Source organism: Shimia sp. MIT910701, from assembly GCF_047126315.1.
Classification (GTDB): Bacteria; Pseudomonadota; Alphaproteobacteria; order Rhodobacterales; family Rhodobacteraceae; genus Shimia.
Map to the genome: position 1 here is coordinate 3,445,193 of NZ_CP138953.1, position 17,813 is coordinate 3,463,005.

Consider the following 17,813-nt stretch of genomic DNA (forward strand, 5'->3'; position numbering starts at 1 on the left):
GGTGACGAGGGGGCTGGCCCCCTCCCCTTCGTGCCGGATCAGGCTGCCGATTCGTCGCTGGCCCATTCCCATGGGCGGACAAAATCGCCAAGCACCTTGCCAACTTCTTCGTCTGTGGCGTCGCCGGATTTCTTCAACTGCGCCACCAGACCACGCTTCTTGTCGTCCAGGACAAAGTCGACCCGCGCTGGCACGCCTTCTTTCTCAAGGGCGGCATTATAGATCCGAGTGATGGCCGCTTTGCGCAGGTCCGGTTTGAAGATTTTGCCCACAGCGGTTTTGGGCAGCTCTGGCATGATCTCCACGTACTTCGGATGCGCGGCGCGCTCGTGCACGTGCACTTTGGCGTGGCTCATCAGATCTTCAACGGTCACAGTCGCGCCGTCCACCAGCTCGACATAAACGCAAGGCACCTCACCGGAGTGGCTGTCCGGCTGACCGATGGCACCGGCAAAAGCCACATCATGGTGCGCCAGCAGCGCCTCTTCGATCTCCGCCGGGTCGATGTTGTGACCGCCACGGATGATCAGATCTTTGGCACGACCGGTGATCCAGAGATAGCCGTCCTCGTCCAGACGACCGAGGTCGCCGGTCCGCAGGTGGGTGCCGTAGTGGAACAGATCAACGTTTTTATCCGCTTCCGTGTAGGTGTTGCCTGCGTAAACGCCGGGGTTGACAACGCAGATTTCGCCCACTTCATCGGCCGCACATTCCATAGGCCCGTCCGGCGTGTTCTTAATGATACGCACATCAGTATAGGGGAACGGCAGGCCAACCGAGCCAACTTTCTTGGCCCCCGAGGGCGGGTTACAAGACACCAGACAGGTCGCCTCGGTCAGGCCGTAGCCTTCGACAATATCCACACCACAGGTGCTTTCAAAGCGTTTGAACAGCTCCATTGGCATCGGCGCGGAGCCGGAGAAAGCGGTTTTCACGGAGGAAATATCCGCATCCACAGGACGCTGCATCAGCGCGGACACGGCGGTTGGCACGGTGATGATGAAGGAGATTTTCCAGCGTTCGATCAGCTTCCAGAAGTTATCAAACACGCCGTCGCCGCGATAGCCTGCTGGGGTTGGGAAGACCACATGGGCGCCGGATTTGATCGCCGCCTGCATGATGACGTGCACGGCAAAGACATGAAACAGCGGCAGCGGGCACATGATGTTGTCTTCTTCGGTGAAGAGCAAACGGTCGCCAAGCCAGCCGTTGTAGATCATGCCGGAATAGAGGTGCTGTGCCACTTTTGGCATGCCGGTGGTGCCACCGGTGTGGAAGTAAGCTCCTACACGGTCAGCCTCGCTGTCGGCAAACTGCAGCGTGGTTGGGTACTTCGCCAGTTCCTTGTTGAAGTCTTTGAAGTCCGCGTGTTGCGGGCCGGAGACTTTGGGCCGGATCAGTGGCACGATCCAGGACTTTGGCGGGGTCAGGTATTTGACCAAATCGATTTCCAGCACCGTGTGCACATGCGGCGCGTGGCGCACGGCCTCGGCCACTTTTTGGGCCACGTCGGTTTTGGGGAAGCCTTTGAGGGTCACCACCACTTTGGCGTCGGTTTCGCGCAGGATGGCAGAGATTTGTTCCGGTTCTAGCAGCGGGTTGATCGGGTTCACAATGCCCGCAACCATGCCACCGAGCAGCGCATACATGGTCTCGTTACAGTTCGGCAGCACATAGGCCACGGTGTCTTTTTCGCCCACACCCAGATCGCGGAACATATTGGCCGCTTGGGTGGTCTTGGCATGCAGCTCTGACCAGGTGACGGTTTCGGCTTTGTCTTTGGGGCCAGAGAAGATCTGATAGCTGACCGCCGGACGGTTTGGAAACTTGTCCTTGGTGTTGGTCAACATCTCATAGACCGTGGTGGGGTTGTCCCGCTGATCCCACGGTTTTTCGTTCTCGATGGCTTTCAGGTCTGCCAAAGATTCAAAGCTCATAGTCTATTCTCCCCCCTTGGGTTGCTTGCCCCAATCCGCCGGACCTCCGCCAGTCCAGCCCACGTTGGACGCGTTCCGTCAAGATGATCCCAAAAACACCCTGCGCCCCGTTCAAGGCCAGCCGAACCTAAGGTCAAGCGGACCTGAAACGTTACGTCAGATTAACCGTAAAAGGAATGCAGTCCACCTCAAAATCAGCCTGCGGTCGCGCGCGCTTTAATGCGGCGCGACCCTACAGATTTAGGCAGCGCCAGCGGTGAATTGAAGGCGTGCCAGTTTGGCGTAGAGCCCGCCTTCGGCGACCAGGTCATCATGGCGGCCTTGGGCCACGATACGGCCCTCCTCCATCACGATGATGCGGTCGGCTTTTTTCACGGTGGCCAAACGGTGGGCCACGATGATGGTGGTGCGACTCTCGGCCAGTTCATCCACTGCCGCCTGCACCAGACGTTCGCTTTCCGCATCCAGCGCCGAAGTGGCCTCATCCAAGAGCAGAACCGGCGCGTCGCGCAGGATGGCGCGGGCGATGGCGATCCGTTGTTTCTGTCCCCCAGACAGCATCACGCCGCGTTCGCCGAGCGGGCTGTCGTAGCCTTCAGGCAGCGCGGTGATGAACTCATGCGCCGCGGCGGCTTTAGCGGCGGCTTCTACCTCGGCATCGGTGGCGTCCAGACGGCCAAAGCGGATGTTTTCACGCGCGCTGTCGGCAAAGATTACCGGATCTTGCGGCACCAGCGCCATGTGCTGGCGGAAGTCATCGCGCTGCATGGCTTCAAGTGCCATGCCGTCGAGCTTCACCTGCCCCTTGGACGGGTCATAGAAGCGTTGGATCATCTGGATGATCGTGGTTTTGCCAGCGCCGGATGGCCCCACCAGCGCAACCGTCTCGCCGGGTTGAATGGTCAGGGTCACGTTATCCAGCGCAGAAATATTCGGACGCGACGGATATTGGAACGACACGTCTTCAAAGGTGATTTCGCCTTTGACCGGTTCGCTCAGCGCCTTGGGCTGGGCCGGGTCATTTACGGTGTCCTCGGCATGCAGCAATTCCACCAGCCGTTCGGTTGCCCCGGCGGCGCGTTGCAGCTCGCTCCAAATTTCGGACAGAGCCCCTACGGCCCCGGCCACCATCACCGAATAGATCACAAACTGCACCAGTACGCCGACACTCATGCCACCAGCGCGCACGTCGCGCGCGCCCATCCACAGCACAACCACAACGCCGGTGAAAATCAGAAAAATCACGATCATGGTGAGCAGCGCACGGGTGTTGATCCGGCGCATAGCCGCGCTCAGCGACAGGTCGGTCACACGGTTGAAGTTCGTGCGAGATTGCGGCTCATGGGTGAAGGCCTGCACGGTTTGCACCGACAACAACGCTTCGGACGCATTGCCAGAGCTTTCGGCAATCCAATCTTGGTTTTCGCGGCTGAGTTTGCGCAAGCGACGGCCCAGAACCATGATCGGCACAATCACCATTGGCACAACCAGCAGCACCATCAGGGTCAGTTTGGTGGAGGTAAACAGCATCAGAACCAGCCCCCCGATGAACAACATGACATTGCGCAACGCGATGGAGATCGACGAGCCAATCACGGATTGGATCACGGTGGTATCGGTGGTGATGCGGCTGAGCACTTCGCCGGTCATCAAGTTCTCAAAAAACGCAGGGCTCATGTTGATCACACGCGCAAAGACAGCTTTGCGGATGTCTGTGACAACCAATTCGCCAAGGCGGGTCACCAGCAAATAGCGCAGCGCCGTGCCCACGGCGAGCAAAGCAGCAAAACCCAAGGCGGCGAGAAAATACTTGTCCAGAAGCGCGTCGCTTTCAGTGCCAAAATTGTCGACCACGCGGCGCACAGCCACCGGCAGCATCAAGGACACAGAGGCAGTCAGCGTCAATGCACAAAGCGCCAGCACAACAAGCAACCGGTAAGGCGCCAAAAACGGGCGCAATCCACGCAGCGCGCCGATGTTTTTGCTTTTCTCACGGTCGAGTTCCGCGTTTGCTTGTTGCGGTTGTCTGGCCATCTTCGGGTCCTTGGCTTTGGTGTTAGCCGTTAGTGGACGCAGCGCGCGGGCGGGTCAAGGCGTCAGATATGCATAAGGACCAGGCAGACCTGCGACATGGCATAGCACCCCAGAAAAAGGTGGGGGCCAGAACGTTGAATTGTCAGGAAGTTTGACCTTGGAGCGGGTAGCGGGAATCGAACCCGCACCTTAAGCTTGGAAGGCTCTTATGATACCATTTCACCATACCCGCCCGAGGTTTGCTTGATGTATTTCAGCCTCTCGGGGAGGTCAAGTGGGTTCAAGACGTTTCCCGCAACTTGGGCGATTTTTATGGATCGGGCGGAGGTTGGCCCAAGCGGTTTTAGCTTTCGTTGGAAACTGTTTCGCGCTCTATCGGGTGCTTGCCCGTGTAGGTCCAGCGGTAGTGCGGTGGCGTTGGTCCCTTGTTGCGTCCGCCTTGCTCCATCTGTTCCCAGGCGTGGGCAATCACCCCCACGGATCGGGACAGGCAAAAAAGCCCGCGTGCCAGCGGGCCGGCAAAGCCCAGTTCGGCGTAAACCACCGCCGTGGCGCCGTCGATGTTCATCGGCACCGGCTTACCTTTGCGGGCGTTGAGTTCCGTCTGCAGGACGCGGCCAATGGCGGCAAAGCGGCCAGAGACAACTCCTTGGCTGGCGGCTTCGTCAACCAGTTGCAGCAAGCGCGGCGCGCGTGGGTCTTCGGGCTTGTGAAAACGGTGACCAAAACCGGGAATGAATTTGCCGCGCTCGGCCTGCCATCTGTCGATCATTTCTGCGGTGGCGGCTTGTAGGTCTGCGCCCTTCTGCACGGCTTCTTCGATCCAGCTGTAGAGTTCCACGGCCTGCTCTCCAGCCCCGCCGTGTACGTCATCGAGAAAATTCACCGCGGAGGCCATGGCGCCGTTGAGACCCAACCCACAGGTCACCGCCATACGCGCGGCGGCAATCGACGGCGCTTGCGGGCCGTGATCTACCGCAGCAACCAAGGCACATTGCAGCAGGCGGGCTTGCTCTGGCGTTGGCAGATCGCCACGCGTCATCAGCCAGATCATTTGTGGGAAGGACACATTGCCGATCAGGTCCTGAATGTCGTGACCGCGAAACCGGATTTGACCGGGGGCCATGTCGATGATCGAGGTGGACCACCAATCGGATACGTCAGAGTTGGGTTTTGTCATATCGCGCCGCCTTGTTTGAGGGTTTCGAGGGCGTCGTTGGAAAAACCGAGACTGCCGTAAATATCGTTGTTGTCTTGGCCCAACTCCGGTGGCGGGCTGTCCACGGTTAGCGGCGCGCCGTCGAGTTTCACGCCGGTGGTGACCACATCAATGTCCCGCCCCACCCCCGGCACGTCGGAGAAACGATGCAGGAAGCCACGGTCTGCAATCTGCGGCATGTCGAGCACCTCTGGCACGGTCAGAACGGCTCCCGCTGGTACGCCGATTTTGTTGAGTTCTTTCGCCCAATCCCGCGCGGAGCGGGTCTTCAAAACTGCTTCCAGCTCCACTTTAAGAGCCAGTCTGTTTGTCTTACGGCTCTCGCGTGTTGCGTATTCCGGACGATCGCGCAGGGCCGCGAGGCTGAGGTGATCTGTGAGCAGCACCCACTGCTCGTCTTTGTTGGCGGCGATATTGATCAAGCCGCCGCCTGCCTCAAACGCCCCGGAGGGCGCAGAAGTCGGGTTTTCGTTGCCATTGGCCTGTGGCTTGACGCCAGCGATCAGATAGTTGGACACCGCCCAGCCCATGGTGGCAAGCACGGATTCCAACATGGAGACATCGATGAAGGTGCCGCGTGGACAGGCGTTGAGCGCGGCGGCGATGGCAAAGGCCGCTGTGATGCCCCCCACACTGTCGGCGATCGGGTAGCCCACCCGCAACGGCGCGCGGGCCGCGTCGCCAGTGACCGACATCACCCCCGATGTACCTTGGATGATTTGGTCATAGGCCGGGCGGTGTTTCCACGGGCCATCTTGGCCAAAGCCCGAGATGGCGCAATAGATCAGGTCCGGCTTGATTTCTTTTAATCGGTCATACCCCACGCCCAAACGGCCCATAACGCCGGGGCGGAAGTTCTCCACCACCACATCGGCGGTGGTGACAAGCTTCTCAAACAGGGCTTTGCCATCCGGGTTCTTAAGGTTCACCGTGACGGATTTTTTGCCTGCGTTTTGGGCGAGAAAGGACACTCCCATGTTGTTTTGGCTGAGCTCGGGATCGGCCCCCAACTGCCGCGCAAGATCGCCGCGCCCGACCGCTTCGACCTTGATCACTTCGGCCCCCATGTGGGCCAGTTGGTGGCAGGCAAAGGGGCCCGCGAGCACGTTGGTGAGGTCCAAAACGCGAATGTCCGTGAGTGGTTTCATGGGATGTCCTTTCGCCATGGGAGCTAGACGCGCGATCCAAATGGTGCAACACATGGAGTCAATGGTTGCGCAGAGTGGAACAGTTGACCGAAACCCGCGTGGAATCCGTTGAGAAAGCTTTGTCGATTTTGGAGGCGTTTTCGGCTGAACGGCGGTCGCTCACGCTGACAGAAATCGCCAAGGAAACCGGGCTGTACAAAAGCAATGTGTCGCGACTGGCGGCGTCTTTGGAGCGCTATGGCTACCTCAAACGCGATGCGGACCGGCGGTTTCGGCTCGGCCCTGCTCTCTGGCGGTTAGGCACACTCTACCGGCGCAATTTTGAGATGGGGGACGCCATACGCCCTGTATTGCGCCAACTGGTGGCAGAGACCGGGGAAACGGCGTCTTTCTATGTGCTCGACCAAGATGAGCGGCTGTGTCTCTATCGGGAAAACTCGCCCGAACCCGTGCGCCACCATTTGGACGAAGGCGCGCGGCTAACGCTACGCGCCGGGGCGGCGGGGCATGTGCTTGCGGCCTATAGTTTGCAGGAAGCTGCGGCCAGGGCGCGGCTAAAAGCGGACGGCAGCTGCACCTCGGCGGGGGAGCGCAATCCGCATATTGCTTCGGCGGCGGCGCCGGTTGTGGATGCCACGGGGCAGTTTCACGGGGCTTTGGCGGTGTCCGGGCCTTTGGAGCGGCTCAGCGGCGATGCGCTGGAAATGGCGCGGCTGCGCGTGTTGCTGGCCGCTCAGAGTTTGGGCCGCGACATTCTTTAGAGGAACAGCACATCGATCGCCGTCAGCACCAAAAACACCGGGATCGAAATCACGGTGGCCAAGAGCACGGCGCTGGCCTTGGTCCATTTCACGGTGGGTGCAAATTGCCCCAATACGGCGGATTGTTTTGACTTTCTCATTCTTTCATTAACCATGAATTAGGTTTCAGATGCGTTAATGGCGGACATGTTGGATGTCTCCCTCCCCCTCCCCGCGCGCCCTTTGCAGCAGAGCGACGAATACCGTCAGGCTTTGTCTTTGACCGAGACGCAGACCAAGACGCTGAGCGACGGCACTTTGGTGCTGCGCCGCAAGATGGGTGGCGTGAATATCGCCATGCTGCCGCGCGCCACAATTGAGAAAGCCACCCTGCCCGGTCTGATCCGCGAGGCGGGCCTGCGGCGCGAGGTGTTGGTGATCAACCCGGACCACCCCGCGCCTTGGCTTGGCAATCTGGGCGCTGTGCCGGTGATGACTCCGACCCACGTGGCAGAGTTGGACCTGACTGGAGATCTGCGGGCGAAACTGCATCAGAAATGGCGCAACCGGTTGGTGTTTGCCGAAGGACAAGGCCTGCGCGTGACGCGACAGAACCTGCCGATCAAACCCGACAACTGGATTTTGCAACAGGACGCGCAGCAACAGGCATCACGCGGCTACTCCACATGGTCGGACGCGCTGACGTTGGCCTATAGCAAGGCCAACCGTGGCAGTGCAAAGCTCTTTACAGCCTTTGACGGCAAAGAGCCTGTGGCAGCGATGTTGTTCCTGTGTCATGGCGACAGCGCCACCTATCACATCAGCCACACCACCGAAGCCGGCCGCGCTGCCAGCGCACACAATCTGCTTTTGTGGGAAGGTATGAACTGGCTGGCTGGCAAAGGCGTGACCAAGCTGGAATTAGGACAGGTGGACACCGAAAAAGCCGCCGGTCTGGCGCGGTTTAAACTGGGTACCGGCGCTACACTGCGGCCTTTGGGCGGCAGCTGGATTTGGTGGCCACCCTTGGGCAAGCTATTGTCGCCATTGAGGCTTTTGGACCGCAAGGCAATGTCGGCAGGTTAACCCCTGCCGATGTGCGCCGTGGCTTCGATCTCCAGCAGGGCTTCGTCTTCCACAAGATCAGCAACGACCACCAAAGACATGGCTGGGAAATGCCTTCCCATGACCGCGCGGTAAGCCTGCCCCACTTCGCGTTGATGCGCCAAATACTCGGATTTGCTTTTCACAAACCAAGTCAGCCGGGCAATGTCGCTGGGCTGACCGCCTGCGGCTTCGACGATCTCACGAATGTTCTGCAAAACCTGCGTCATCTGGCCGATGAAATCATGGCTTTCAAAGACCTTCTGACTGTTCCAGCCAATCTGCCCGCCAATGTGCAGCGTGCCGTCTTCGGCCAGCATGCCGTTGGCGTAGCCCAGCGCGGGTGCCCAGCCCTCAGGATGTATTGTTTTCAAACCCTTAGTCCTCGTCTTACGTCACACGTGAGCGCACGTTGTATTTGTCTTCGCGCCAATGTTCATTGCTCATGACATCTTCGATGATCTCTGCCGCTGCGACGATATCCGCGTCGTCCAGATAGAGTGGTGTGAAGCCAAAGCGCATGATGTTGGGCGCGCGGAAGTCACCAATCACGCCACGATCAATGATTGCTTGCATCGCCGGATAGCCGTGCTCAAATGCAAAGGACACCTGTGAGCCACGCGCATTGGCGTCCCGTGGGCTGGCGAGTGTTAGCATGGGGCAGCGCGCCTCGACCTCATTGATAAACAGATCAGACAGACGTTGGGAGGCGGCCCGTAGCTCCGCCATATCGACCCCGTCCCAGGCCTTAAGCGCTTCTTGCAAAACGCCCAGTTGCAGGATCGGCGGCGTACCCACGCGCATACGCTCGGTGGCAGAGGCTGGGCGGTAGTTGAGCTCCATCGCAAAGGGCGCGTCATGACCAAGCCAGCCGGACAACGCCGGTTCGATGTTTTTAACAATGTCGGGACGGACATAAATGAAGGCCGGGGCCCCTGGCCCCCCGTTGAGGTATTTGTAGGTGCAGCCGACGGCAAACTCTGCGTTGCTGCCCGCCATATCAACCTGCACCGCGCCAGCGGAATGCGCCAGATCCCAGATCATCACGGCGCCAACCTCGTGGGCACGTTTGGTGATCGCGTCCATGTCGTGCATGCGGCCCGAACGGTAATCCACCTGTGTGAGCATCACCACGGCAACCTCTTCTGTGATGGCCTCGGCCACATCTTCGGGCGCTGGTGTGCGCAGCTCGTAGTCTTGGTCCAGCGTCTTGATCAGCCCTTCAGCCATGTAAAGGTCCGACGGGAAGTTGCCGTTGTCAGACAGGATCACCTTGCGGTCGGGGCGCATTTTTAACGCCGCCGCCAAGGCCTGATAGACTTTGATAGACAGCGTGTCGCCGGTGGCCACAGAGCCTGCCGGTGCCCCGATCAAGTCTGCCAGCCGGTCGCCCACGACCTGTGGCAGCGCCATCCAGCCTGCGGTGTTCCACGCCTTAATAAGCTGTCCGCCCCATTCTTCGGTGATGGTTTTCTGCGCGCGCTCAGCCGCGCCCTTGGGCAGCACGCCCAGCGAGTTGCCATCGAGGTAGATCACGCCCTCGGGCACATCAAACAGCTCTTTTCTCGGAAGCGGAACGCCCATGCTCACAAATCTCCGCGCAGGTGCCAAAGTTCGGGGAAAAGTTCCACATCCAGCATCCTGCGCAGATACTGCACGCCCGACGTGCCGCCGGTCCCGCGTTTAAATCCGATCACCCGTTCCACCGTGGTGACATGATTGAACCGCCAGCGGCGGAAGTAATCTTCCAGATCGACCAGTTTCTCGGCCAGTTCATACAGCCGCCAATGGGTGCCCACATCCTCATAGACAGTTTTCCAGCGCGCCTGAACCTCTGCCACCGCTTCATGTGGCTGCGTCATCTGCGGCGCAGGCATGGCGCTGTCATCCCCATCCAGAGAGACATAGAGATAGCGGATCACCTCGTCATAAAAACTCGGCTGCGCCAGTTCTGCTTCCAAAGCCGCCTTGGCCTCCGGCACATGGGCGTGGGGCTTCACCATATTGGGATTGCGGTTGCCCAGCACATATTCGATCAACCGGTATTGATGGCTCTGGAAACCGGAGCTTGGCCCTAGTGCCTCGCGAAAGGTGGTGTAATCCGCCGGGGTCATCGTACGCAGCACATCCCAGGCGGAGTTGAGCTGTTCAAAGATCCGGCTGACCCGCGCGAGCATCTTGAACATATGGCTCAAATCCCCAGCCTTCAGCGCCTCCCGCGCCGCGCCAAGTTCGTGCAACGCCAGTTTCATCCAAAGCTCGGAGGTCTGATGCTGAATGATAAACAGCATCTCGTCATGCGCGTCGCTTTGCGGGTGCTGCTGGTTCAGGATCCCGTCCAGATGCAGATAGTCGCCATAGGACATGGCATCCTTGAAAGACATTTTGGCCCCGTCGGTGGACGGATCATAAGCTTGCTTTGTCATCATTTCTTCCTCAGGCGGAACCGCTGAATTTTGCCGGTTTCCGTCTTGGGTAATGCGTCGGTGTACACGACCGAACGCGGGTACTTAAAGGGGGCGATGGTGGCTTTCACGTGATCTTGCAACGCTTTGGTAATGGCCTCATCACCAGCCCCGCTGGCCAGGACCACATGCGCCTCCACAATCGCGCCGCGCGCCTCATCCGGCACGCCGATCACGGCACATTCTGCCACCGCCTCATGCGCCAACAAAGCAGCCTCAACTTCCGGCCCAGCGATGTTGTAGCCGGAGGAGATGATCATGTCGTCATTGCGCGCGGCAAAGTGGAAGTACCCGTCCTCGTCTTGCCAGAAGGCATCGCCGGAGATGTTCCAGCCGTCCACAACATATTCGTCCTGCCGTTCGCCGCGCAAGTAGCGACACCCGGTTGGGCCGCGTACGGCCAAACGCCCTACCTCACCGCGTGGCAAGGTCGCGCCATCCAGCCCCACCACTTTGGCCTCATAACCGGTCACAGGCTTGCCGGTACAGGCCGGGCGGTGATCGTCAAACCGGTTCGAGATGAAGATATGCAACAACTCCGTTGCGCCAATGCCATCCAACATCGGCTTGCCGGTTTTCTTTTGCCACTCCTCATAAACCGGCGCAGGCAAGGTCTCCCCCGCACTCACCGCCGCCCGCAAGGAGGACAAGTCTGCCCCCTCGTCCATCGCCGCCAACATCGCGCGATAGGCGGTTGGCGCGGTGAAACAGACAGTGGCCTTATACTTCTCGATAATCTCAATCATATTGGGCGGCGTGGCCTGCTCCAGCAACGTCGCCGCAGCGCCAAAGCGAAGCGGGAAGATCGCCAGCCCGCCAAGCCCAAAGGTGAAGGCCAAAGGTGGGGAGCCGACAAAGACGTCTTCCGGCTGCACGTCCAGCACCTCATTGGCATAGCCATCGGCAATGATCATCAGATCGCGGTGAAAATGCATGGTGCCTTTCGGCTCCCCCGTGCTGCCAGACGTGAAGCCAATCAGCGCCACGTCATCCGCCGCCGTCGGCACCGCCTCAAAGGTCACGGGCTTTTCGAGTGCCAGCCGGTCCAGCTCCGCATCGTGGTTGGCCGTGCCGTCAAAGCCAATCACTTTCAGCCCGTCGCAGGCCTCGGCACTGGCCGTCATTTCCTCCATCAGCCGCGTGTCGCAAATGGCGTGGCTGATCTCCGCTTTCTCAACATATTTGGTCAGTTCCACCGCGCGCAGCATCGGCATGGTGTTCACCACAACCGCACCAGCTTTGGTGGCCGCCAGCCAGCACGCCACCATCGCCGGGTTATTGGCCGATCGAATAAGTACGCGGTTTCCGGGCCTTACCCCCAAATCCTCAACCAACACATGCGCCAGCCGGTTGGTCCAGTCGGTTAGCTCCTTGTAGGTCCGGCGGCGCCCATTGCCGATCAGCGCGGTGTTGTCGCCAAAGCCTTTGGCGACCATGCCATCGGTCAACTCCCAGCCGGCGTTCATCTGTTCCGGACAGTCAAACCCCGCCAACAACAGGTCCGGCCACGTCTCCTTTGGGGGGAGATTGTCCCGCGTGAAGCTGTCCTCATGTGCGCTGGCGCCCATCATTTTCCTGCTCCTTCTGCTGTCGCGTTTGCCAAGGTCTGGCGCGCAATCACCACGCGCTGCACGTCGCTTGCCCCCTCATAAATCCGCAAAGCCCGGATCTCGCGATAGAGCCGTTCGACCACCTCGCCGGATTTCACCCCGTCGCCACCAAAGAGCTGTACCGCTTTGTCGATCACCTGCTGCGCGTGGTCGGTTGCAAAGAGCTTCGCCATAGCCGCCTCCCGTGTCACCCGTGGCGCGCCGCTGTCTTTGGCCCAAGCCGCACGATAGACCAGCAACGCCGCCGCATCCACATCCAGCGCCATATCCGCAATGTGCCCCTGCACCATCTGCAACTCAAACAGCGGTGCGCCCTGCACCTCTCGCGCCTGAACCCGTGCCACGGCTTCATCGAGTGCGCGACGGGCAAAGCCCAGCGCCGCCGCCGCCACGGTGGAGCGGAACACGTCCAGCACCGACATGGCGATGGCAAAGCCGCGCCCTGCTTCGCCAATCAAGGCGTCGGCTGGAATGCGGCAATCGTCAAACTTCAAAGTCGCCAATGGATGAGGCGCGATGGTCTCCAACCTCTCCACCACCGACAGGCCCGGCGTGTCCGCAGGCACCACAAAGGCGCTCAGACCCTTGGCCCCCGGCGCTTCGCCTGTGCGCGCAAAAACCGTGTAGACATCGGCAATCCCGCCGTTGGAAATCCAAGTCTTTTCGCCATTCAGAACAAAGTGATCGCCGTCCCGCGTCGCGGTCATGGTGGAGTTCGCCACATCAGAGCCAGACTGCGGCTCGGTGAGCGCAAAGGCAGCGATCGCCTTACCAGCCCGCGTCAACGGCAGCCATGCCGCTTTCTGTTCGTCCGTGCCAAACAGAGAGAGCGCCCCAGTGCCCAGCCCCTGCATGGCAAAGGCAAAATCCGCCAGCCCATCATGGCGCGCCAAAATCTCCCGGCTCAAACAGAGCGTCCGCACATCCAACGCGCCCTCCTCAGACGCCGTGGCCTGCAAAAAGCCTGCATCGCCCAATCGCGCCACCAGATCGCGACAGGTGCCATCCACATCCGCATGGCTCACCGAGGCCAAGGCGCTCTCAGCCCAGGCCTCCAACTCTGCAGCCCGCGCACGATGGGCCTCCTCAAAGAAAGGCCAGTCCAAAAAAGTTTGATCCGCCATGTGAAAGCCTCCCCTGCTTTCTCATTCGTCAAATATCTCGGGGGTCTGGGGGCTGGCCCCCAAGAAACCCTCAGTCGCCCTCAAACACAGGCCGCTCCTTGGCGACAAAGGCATGATAAGCGCGGTGGAAATCCTGCCCCTGCATACAAATTGCCTGCGCCTGTGCTTCGGCCTCGATGGCCTGCTCAATCGACATCGACCATTCCTGCGCCAGCATGGTTTTGGTCATCATATTGGCAAAGCCCGGCCCATCCGCGATGCGCCGCGCCAAGGCCTGCGCCTCGCCCATCAAAGCATCCGCCGCGACCACGCGGTTGAAATAGCCCCAGGCAAATCCTTCTTCCGCTGTCATCGCGCGGCCCAGATAGAGCAGTTCTGCCGCCCGGCCCTGTCCAATGATACGCGGCAGGATCGCGCACGCGCCCATGTCACAGCCTGCCAGCCCGACGCGGTTGAACAGGAACGCCGTCTTGGCCTCCGGCGTGGCAATGCGCAGATCCGACGCCATCGAAATGATCGCCCCCGCGCCCGCACAAACCCCGTCCACCGCCGCGATGATCGGCTTGCCGCAGTTCGCCATGGCTTTGACCAGATCGCCGGTCATGCGGGTGAAGGCCAAAAGCTCTTTCATACTCATCTTGGTCAGCGGGCCGATGATGTCATGCACATCGCCACCGGAGCTGAAATTGCCGCCGTTGGGGGCAAAGACCACCGCTTTGACTTCATCATCATAACTCAAATCGCGGAACCAGTCGCGCAGCTCGGCATAACTGTCAAAGGTGAGCGGGTTTTTCCGCTCCGGGCGGTTCAGTTGCACCGTCGCGATGCCGTCCACAACACTGCACAAAAAGTGCTCCACATCCGTGCGCATCGCTCAGATCTCCCTGTCTTCCAATGTCTCAATCAGCCGCTCCAGACGGGTCGCCATGCCGTCCACATCGTCTGCGCCAAGACCGCCAAGCATCTCGTTAAGCCAGCTTTCGTGGGTCGCAGCATGGTCTGCAAAGGCGGCGATGCCCTTGTCAGTCAGCTTCACCAGCGAGGCCCGGCGATCTCCGGGAACCGCCACCCGTTGCGCCAAGCCTTCATCGGACAGCTTGTCCACAATGCCGGTGACATTGCCATTAGACACGCGCAGCAAATCACTGATCTGGCTCATCTTTTGCCCTTCCGGGAAGCGCGCCAGAACCGACATCACGTCAAACCGTGGCAAAGTGCTGTCAAACTCGCGGCGCAGGCGGCGGCGGATTTCATCTTCGATCATGCCGGAGGCTTTCAGAAGCTTCAGCCAAAGCCGCAGCCGCTCTTTGCTCAGGTCATTTTGTGTCTCGGTCATACTTCCCCTCCCGACAGGGTCATGGCGTGGCCGTTTACAGAACGCGCCGCGTCTTCGCACAGCCACAGCGCGGCGCCTGCGACCTCATCCACCTCGATAAACCGCCCCTGCGGGTTGCCCCGCGTGAGGCTGGCGCGGGCTTTTTCCGCGCTCATACCGGTCTTCGCTACGATGTTTGCAATCGAGCGGTCCAGCATCGGCGTGTCGACAAATCCCGGGCAAATCGCGTTGGCGGTGACGCCGCTGTCGCCCAATTCGATGGCCACGGAGCGGGTCAGCCCCACAACCCCATGTTTGGCGGCGCAGTAGCCGCTCACATAAGGGTAGCCTTTGAGGCCAGCGGTGGAGGCCACGGCGATCAACCGTCCCCAGCCTGCCGCCTGCATATCCGGCAGCGCCGCCTGCCAGACGTTCACCACACCGGCCAGGTTCACATTCAACATGGCCGTCAGATGATCCGGTGTCATCTTGGCAAAAGGCACGCTCTCCGCCGCGCCGGCGTTCGCCACGACGATCTCGATCGGCCCGTCCAAAGCCCGCGCCTCGGCGAAGGCCGCACGTACGGCGTCTGCATCGGTCACGTCACAGACCTTCCAGCCGATGAACTTGTGTTTGCCCGCCACTTCGCGCAATGGCCCCTCGCGTCTGCCCACTACGGTGACCTTGGCACCGGCGTGCGCCATGGCCTCCGCGATCGCAGCGCCAACGCCGGTGCCGCCGCCTGTCACCACCGCATGTTTGCCCGCAACACTCATACCCGGATCATCTCCGCTTCACGGTCTGCCAAGCGCCAGGCCTGATCCCGCCCCGCCTCGTAAGGCTTGGGCCAAGTGGCATGGCGGTCCCCAATCCGCGCCGCCTCATGGTGCAGCCAATAAGGATCGGCCAGATGTGGACGGCCCACCGCCACCAAGTCTGCCCGTCCTGCAATCAGGATCGAATTGGCGTGATCCGCCTCATAAATGTTGCCCACCGCCATGGTTGGAAGACCCGCCTCGTTGCGGATGCGGTCGCTGAACGGCGTCTGGAACATACGGCCATAGACCGGCTTGGCCTCGGTGCTGGTTTGCCCCGCGCTCACGTCGATGATATCCGCTCCCGCCGCGCGGAAGGCTTTGGCAATCTCCACCGCCTCCTGCGGGGTTACGCCATCCTCACCGACCCAATCACTGGCCGAAATCCGCACCGACATGGGCTTTTCTGATGGCCAGACCGCCCGCATCGCTGCGAACACTTCCAGCGGATACCGCAAGCGGTTTTCCAGGCTGCCGCCATATGTGTCGTCGCGCTGATTGCTCACCGGTGAGATGAAGCTAGAGATCAGATAGCCGTGCGCCGCGTGCAATTCGATCATGTCAAAGCCAGCGCGCTCTGCCATTTCCGCCGCTGCCACAAACTGCGCCTTGATCGCATCCATATCTGCGCGCGTCGCGGCCCGTGGCACAGCTTTGTTTTCGCTCCACGGGATCGCTGAGGCTGAGACCAGTTCCCAATTGCCCTCTTTCAACGGCGCATCCATGATCTCCCAACCCACCTGCGTGGAGCCCTTGCGCCCAGAGTGGCCAATCTGACAGCAGATCTTCGCGTCCGTCTCGGCATGCACAAAATCCGTCAACCGCCGCCACGCCGCCTCATGCTCGGGCGCATAAAGCCCCGGACAGCCTGGCGTGATCCGCCCCTCAGCACTCACACAGGTCATCTCGGTGTAGACCAGCCCGGCCCCACCCTTAGCGCGCTCCCCGTAGTGGATCAAATGCCAGTCGGTTGGACAGCCATCCACCGCCTTGTACTGCGCCATGGGTGAGACCACGATGCGGTTAGCCAGTTCCATATCGCGCATCTTGTATGGGGCAAACATTGGCGCGCGCACCGGAGCCTCCGCAGGTGCCCCCGCCTGATCCTGAAACCATTTTTCCGCGGACTTAAGCCAGTCCGCATCCCGCAAGCGCAGGTTCTCGTGGCTGATGCGCTGACTGCGCGTCAGCAGCGAATAGTTGAACTGCACAGGGTCCAGATCGAGGTAGCGCTCCACCTCCTCAAACCACTCCAGCGAGTTGCGCGCCGCCGACTGCAGCCGCAACACATCCAGCCGCCGCTCGTCTTGATAACGCTCAAAAGCCCCTTCCATGGTTGGTTCGGAATGCAGGAACTCCGCCAGTGCAATGGCACTGTCAAACGCCAGCCGCGAGCCGGACCCAATCGAGAAATGCGCCGTGGCGGAGGCATCACCCAGCAGCACCACATTTTCGTGGTGCCATTTCTCACACAGCACCCGCGGGAAATTCATGAACACAGCCGAGCCACGCAAATGCGCCGCGTTGCTCATCAACTCGTGCCCACCAAGATGGTCGGCAAAGACCGCGCGGCAGGTCTCAACAATCTCTTCTTTGGACATGTCTTCGAACCCGAAGCTGTCCCAGGTCTCCTGCCCGCACTCCACGATGAAGGTCGCCGTCTCATCATCAAACTGATAGACATGCGCCCAGATCCAACCGTGCTGCGTTTTCTCAAAGATGAAGGTGAAGGCGTCGTCAAACTTCTGATGCGTGCCAAGCCAGACAAATTTACATGCGCGCACGTCGATCTCTGGCTTGAAGTGGTCTGCGTAAGCTTCCCGCACGCGGCTGTTCAAGCCGTCACAACCAACAACCAGATCATACTCCGCGCGGATCGCTTCGATGTCGTCAAACTCGGTCTCAAACCGCATCTCGACACCCAACTCCCGCGCGCGCTCCTGCAACAGGATCAGCATCTGCTTGCGGCCAATCCCGGCAAATCCATGCCCACCGGACACCGTGCGCACGCCGTCATGCACCACCGCAATGTCATCCCAATAGGCAAAATGATCGCGAATACTCTGAGCCGATTTGGGATCATTGACCTGCAGGTTCTCTAGCGCATCATCAGACAGCACCACGCCCCAACCAAAGGTGTCATTGGCGCGGTTGCGCTCGATCACTACAATCTCATGCGACGGGTCGCGCAGCTTCATTGATATGGCAAAGTAAAGTCCAGCGGGACCACCGCCCAAACACGCAACTCGCATCATCCCCTCCAATGTCGACTTGCGGAGCGGCAAGCGCCCCGTCGCTGACT

16 protein-coding genes and 1 tRNA gene are annotated in these 17,813 nt (G+C 60.3%); 2 read left to right on the plus strand and 15 right to left on the minus strand.

Going from position 1 to position 17,813, the window contains the following annotated elements; all coding sequences use genetic code 11:
- Nucleotides 1-38 precede the first annotated feature (38 nt).
- The 5 genes from SIB38_RS16775 to SIB38_RS16795 all read right to left on the minus strand — a co-directional run bounded on the left by SIB38_RS16775 (nucleotide 39) and on the right by SIB38_RS16795 (nucleotide 6,338).
- A complete protein-coding gene (locus SIB38_RS16775) occupies nucleotides 39-1,937 on the minus strand; it encodes an acyl-CoA synthetase (protein WP_294118495.1) in 1,899 nt (632 codons plus the stop codon).
- A gap of 240 nt (nucleotides 1,938-2,177) precedes the next feature.
- Complete coding sequence (locus SIB38_RS16780) at nucleotides 2,178-3,971, minus strand: ABC transporter transmembrane domain-containing protein (protein WP_412550654.1); 1,794 nt, start codon at nucleotides 3,969-3,971, stop codon at nucleotides 2,178-2,180.
- 158 nt (nucleotides 3,972-4,129) lie between these two features.
- Nucleotides 4,130-4,203 (minus strand) — tRNA-Gly (locus tag SIB38_RS16785).
- A 111-nt stretch (nucleotides 4,204-4,314) separates the two neighbouring features.
- The gene (locus SIB38_RS16790) at nucleotides 4,315-5,151 is read right to left on the minus strand and encodes a citryl-CoA lyase (RefSeq protein ID WP_294118492.1); all 837 of its coding nucleotides are present in this window, start codon (nucleotides 5,149-5,151) and stop codon (nucleotides 4,315-4,317) included.
- Entirely contained in the window at nucleotides 5,148-6,338 is a 1,191-nt protein-coding gene (locus SIB38_RS16795) for a CaiB/BaiF CoA transferase family protein (RefSeq protein ID WP_412550655.1), read from the minus strand. Before SIB38_RS16795 ends, SIB38_RS16790 begins: the two co-directional genes overlap by 4 nt.
- A gap of 74 nt (nucleotides 6,339-6,412) precedes the next feature.
- On the opposite strand from SIB38_RS16795, the gene SIB38_RS16800 reads away from it, so the two are divergent.
- On the plus strand, nucleotides 6,413-7,099 hold the full coding sequence (locus SIB38_RS16800) for an IclR family transcriptional regulator (RefSeq protein WP_412550656.1): 687 nt from the start codon (nucleotides 6,413-6,415) through the stop codon (nucleotides 7,097-7,099).
- On the opposite strand, the gene SIB38_RS16805 is transcribed toward SIB38_RS16800, so the two are convergent.
- On the minus strand, nucleotides 7,096-7,239 hold the full coding sequence (locus SIB38_RS16805) for a hypothetical protein (protein ID WP_412550657.1): 144 nt from the start codon (nucleotides 7,237-7,239) through the stop codon (nucleotides 7,096-7,098). The two genes, SIB38_RS16800 and SIB38_RS16805, sit on opposite strands and share 4 nt — an antisense overlap.
- A gap of 37 nt (nucleotides 7,240-7,276) precedes the next feature.
- Between SIB38_RS16805 and SIB38_RS16810 the strand changes: the two genes are divergently transcribed.
- A complete protein-coding gene (locus tag SIB38_RS16810) occupies nucleotides 7,277-8,164 on the plus strand; it encodes a GNAT family N-acetyltransferase (RefSeq protein ID WP_366011258.1) in 888 nt (295 codons plus the stop codon).
- Here the strand turns inward: SIB38_RS16810 and SIB38_RS16815 are convergent.
- The 9 genes from SIB38_RS16815 to SIB38_RS16855 form a co-directional block, all read right to left on the minus strand.
- On the minus strand, nucleotides 8,161-8,556 hold the full coding sequence (locus SIB38_RS16815; protein WP_294118486.1) for a RidA family protein: 396 nt from the start codon (nucleotides 8,554-8,556) through the stop codon (nucleotides 8,161-8,163). The genes SIB38_RS16810 and SIB38_RS16815 overlap by 4 nt on opposite strands.
- Before the next feature lie 16 nt (nucleotides 8,557-8,572).
- Nucleotides 8,573-9,766, minus strand: coding sequence for a kynureninase (gene kynU, locus SIB38_RS16820; RefSeq protein ID WP_412550658.1), 1,194 nt, complete (start codon nucleotides 9,764-9,766; stop codon nucleotides 8,573-8,575).
- Nucleotides 9,767-9,768: 2 nt separating this feature from the next.
- A complete protein-coding gene (locus tag SIB38_RS16825) occupies nucleotides 9,769-10,608 on the minus strand; it encodes a tryptophan 2,3-dioxygenase (protein WP_294118484.1) in 840 nt (279 codons plus the stop codon).
- Nucleotides 10,608-12,218: an AMP-binding protein gene (locus SIB38_RS16830; RefSeq protein WP_294118481.1), complete on the minus strand. Its 1,611-nt coding sequence runs from the start codon at nucleotides 12,216-12,218 to the stop codon at nucleotides 10,608-10,610. Before SIB38_RS16830 ends, SIB38_RS16825 begins: the two co-directional genes overlap by 1 nt.
- Nucleotides 12,215-13,381, minus strand: coding sequence for an acyl-CoA dehydrogenase family protein (locus SIB38_RS16835; RefSeq protein ID WP_294118479.1), 1,167 nt, complete (start codon nucleotides 13,379-13,381; stop codon nucleotides 12,215-12,217). Before SIB38_RS16835 ends, SIB38_RS16830 begins: the two co-directional genes overlap by 4 nt.
- A 70-nt stretch (nucleotides 13,382-13,451) precedes the next feature.
- Complete coding sequence (locus SIB38_RS16840; protein ID WP_412550659.1) at nucleotides 13,452-14,252, minus strand: enoyl-CoA hydratase family protein; 801 nt, start codon at nucleotides 14,250-14,252, stop codon at nucleotides 13,452-13,454.
- 3 nt (nucleotides 14,253-14,255) lie between these two features.
- Nucleotides 14,256-14,717: a MarR family winged helix-turn-helix transcriptional regulator gene (locus tag SIB38_RS16845; RefSeq protein ID WP_294118476.1), complete on the minus strand. Its 462-nt coding sequence runs from the start codon at nucleotides 14,715-14,717 to the stop codon at nucleotides 14,256-14,258.
- Nucleotides 14,714-15,472, minus strand: a complete 759-nt coding sequence (locus SIB38_RS16850) for an SDR family NAD(P)-dependent oxidoreductase (RefSeq protein WP_294118475.1) — start codon at nucleotides 15,470-15,472, stop codon at nucleotides 14,714-14,716. Before SIB38_RS16850 ends, SIB38_RS16845 begins: the two co-directional genes overlap by 4 nt.
- A complete protein-coding gene (locus tag SIB38_RS16855) occupies nucleotides 15,469-17,763 on the minus strand; it encodes a bifunctional salicylyl-CoA 5-hydroxylase/oxidoreductase (RefSeq protein WP_412550660.1) in 2,295 nt (764 codons plus the stop codon). Before SIB38_RS16855 ends, SIB38_RS16850 begins: the two co-directional genes overlap by 4 nt.
- Nucleotides 17,764-17,813 lie beyond the last annotated feature (50 nt).

Coding starts and splice junctions, on each gene's coding strand:
- SIB38_RS16775 (WP_294118495.1), bottom strand. CDS start 1,937: ATGAGCTTTGAATCTTTGGCAGACCTGAAAGCCATCGAGAACGAAAAA.
- SIB38_RS16840 (WP_412550659.1), bottom strand. CDS start 14,252: ATGCGCACGGATGTGGAGCACTTTTTGTGCAGTGTTGTGGACGGCATC.
- kynU (WP_412550658.1), bottom strand. CDS start 9,766: ATGGGCGTTCCGCTTCCGAGAAAAGAGCTGTTTGATGTGCCCGAGGGC.
- SIB38_RS16810 (WP_366011258.1), top strand. CDS start 7,277: ATGGCGGACATGTTGGATGTCTCCCTCCCCCTCCCCGCGCGCCCTTTG.
- SIB38_RS16830 (WP_294118481.1), bottom strand. CDS start 12,218: ATGATGGGCGCCAGCGCACATGAGGACAGCTTCACGCGGGACAATCTC.
- SIB38_RS16855 (WP_412550660.1), bottom strand. CDS start 17,763: ATGCGAGTTGCGTGTTTGGGCGGTGGTCCCGCTGGACTTTACTTTGCC.
- SIB38_RS16845 (WP_294118476.1), bottom strand. CDS start 14,717: ATGACCGAGACACAAAATGACCTGAGCAAAGAGCGGCTGCGGCTTTGG.
- SIB38_RS16825 (WP_294118484.1), bottom strand. CDS start 10,608: ATGACAAAGCAAGCTTATGATCCGTCCACCGACGGGGCCAAAATGTCT.
- SIB38_RS16795 (WP_412550655.1), bottom strand. CDS start 6,338: ATGAAACCACTCACGGACATTCGCGTTTTGGACCTCACCAACGTGCTC.
- SIB38_RS16790 (WP_294118492.1), bottom strand. CDS start 5,151: ATGACAAAACCCAACTCTGACGTATCCGATTGGTGGTCCACCTCGATC.
- SIB38_RS16835 (WP_294118479.1), bottom strand. CDS start 13,381: ATGGCGGATCAAACTTTTTTGGACTGGCCTTTCTTTGAGGAGGCCCAT.
- SIB38_RS16850 (WP_294118475.1), bottom strand. CDS start 15,472: ATGAGTGTTGCGGGCAAACATGCGGTGGTGACAGGCGGCGGCACCGGC.
- SIB38_RS16780 (WP_412550654.1), bottom strand. CDS start 3,971: ATGGCCAGACAACCGCAACAAGCAAACGCGGAACTCGACCGTGAGAAA.
- SIB38_RS16805 (WP_412550657.1), bottom strand. CDS start 7,239: ATGAGAAAGTCAAAACAATCCGCCGTATTGGGGCAATTTGCACCCACC.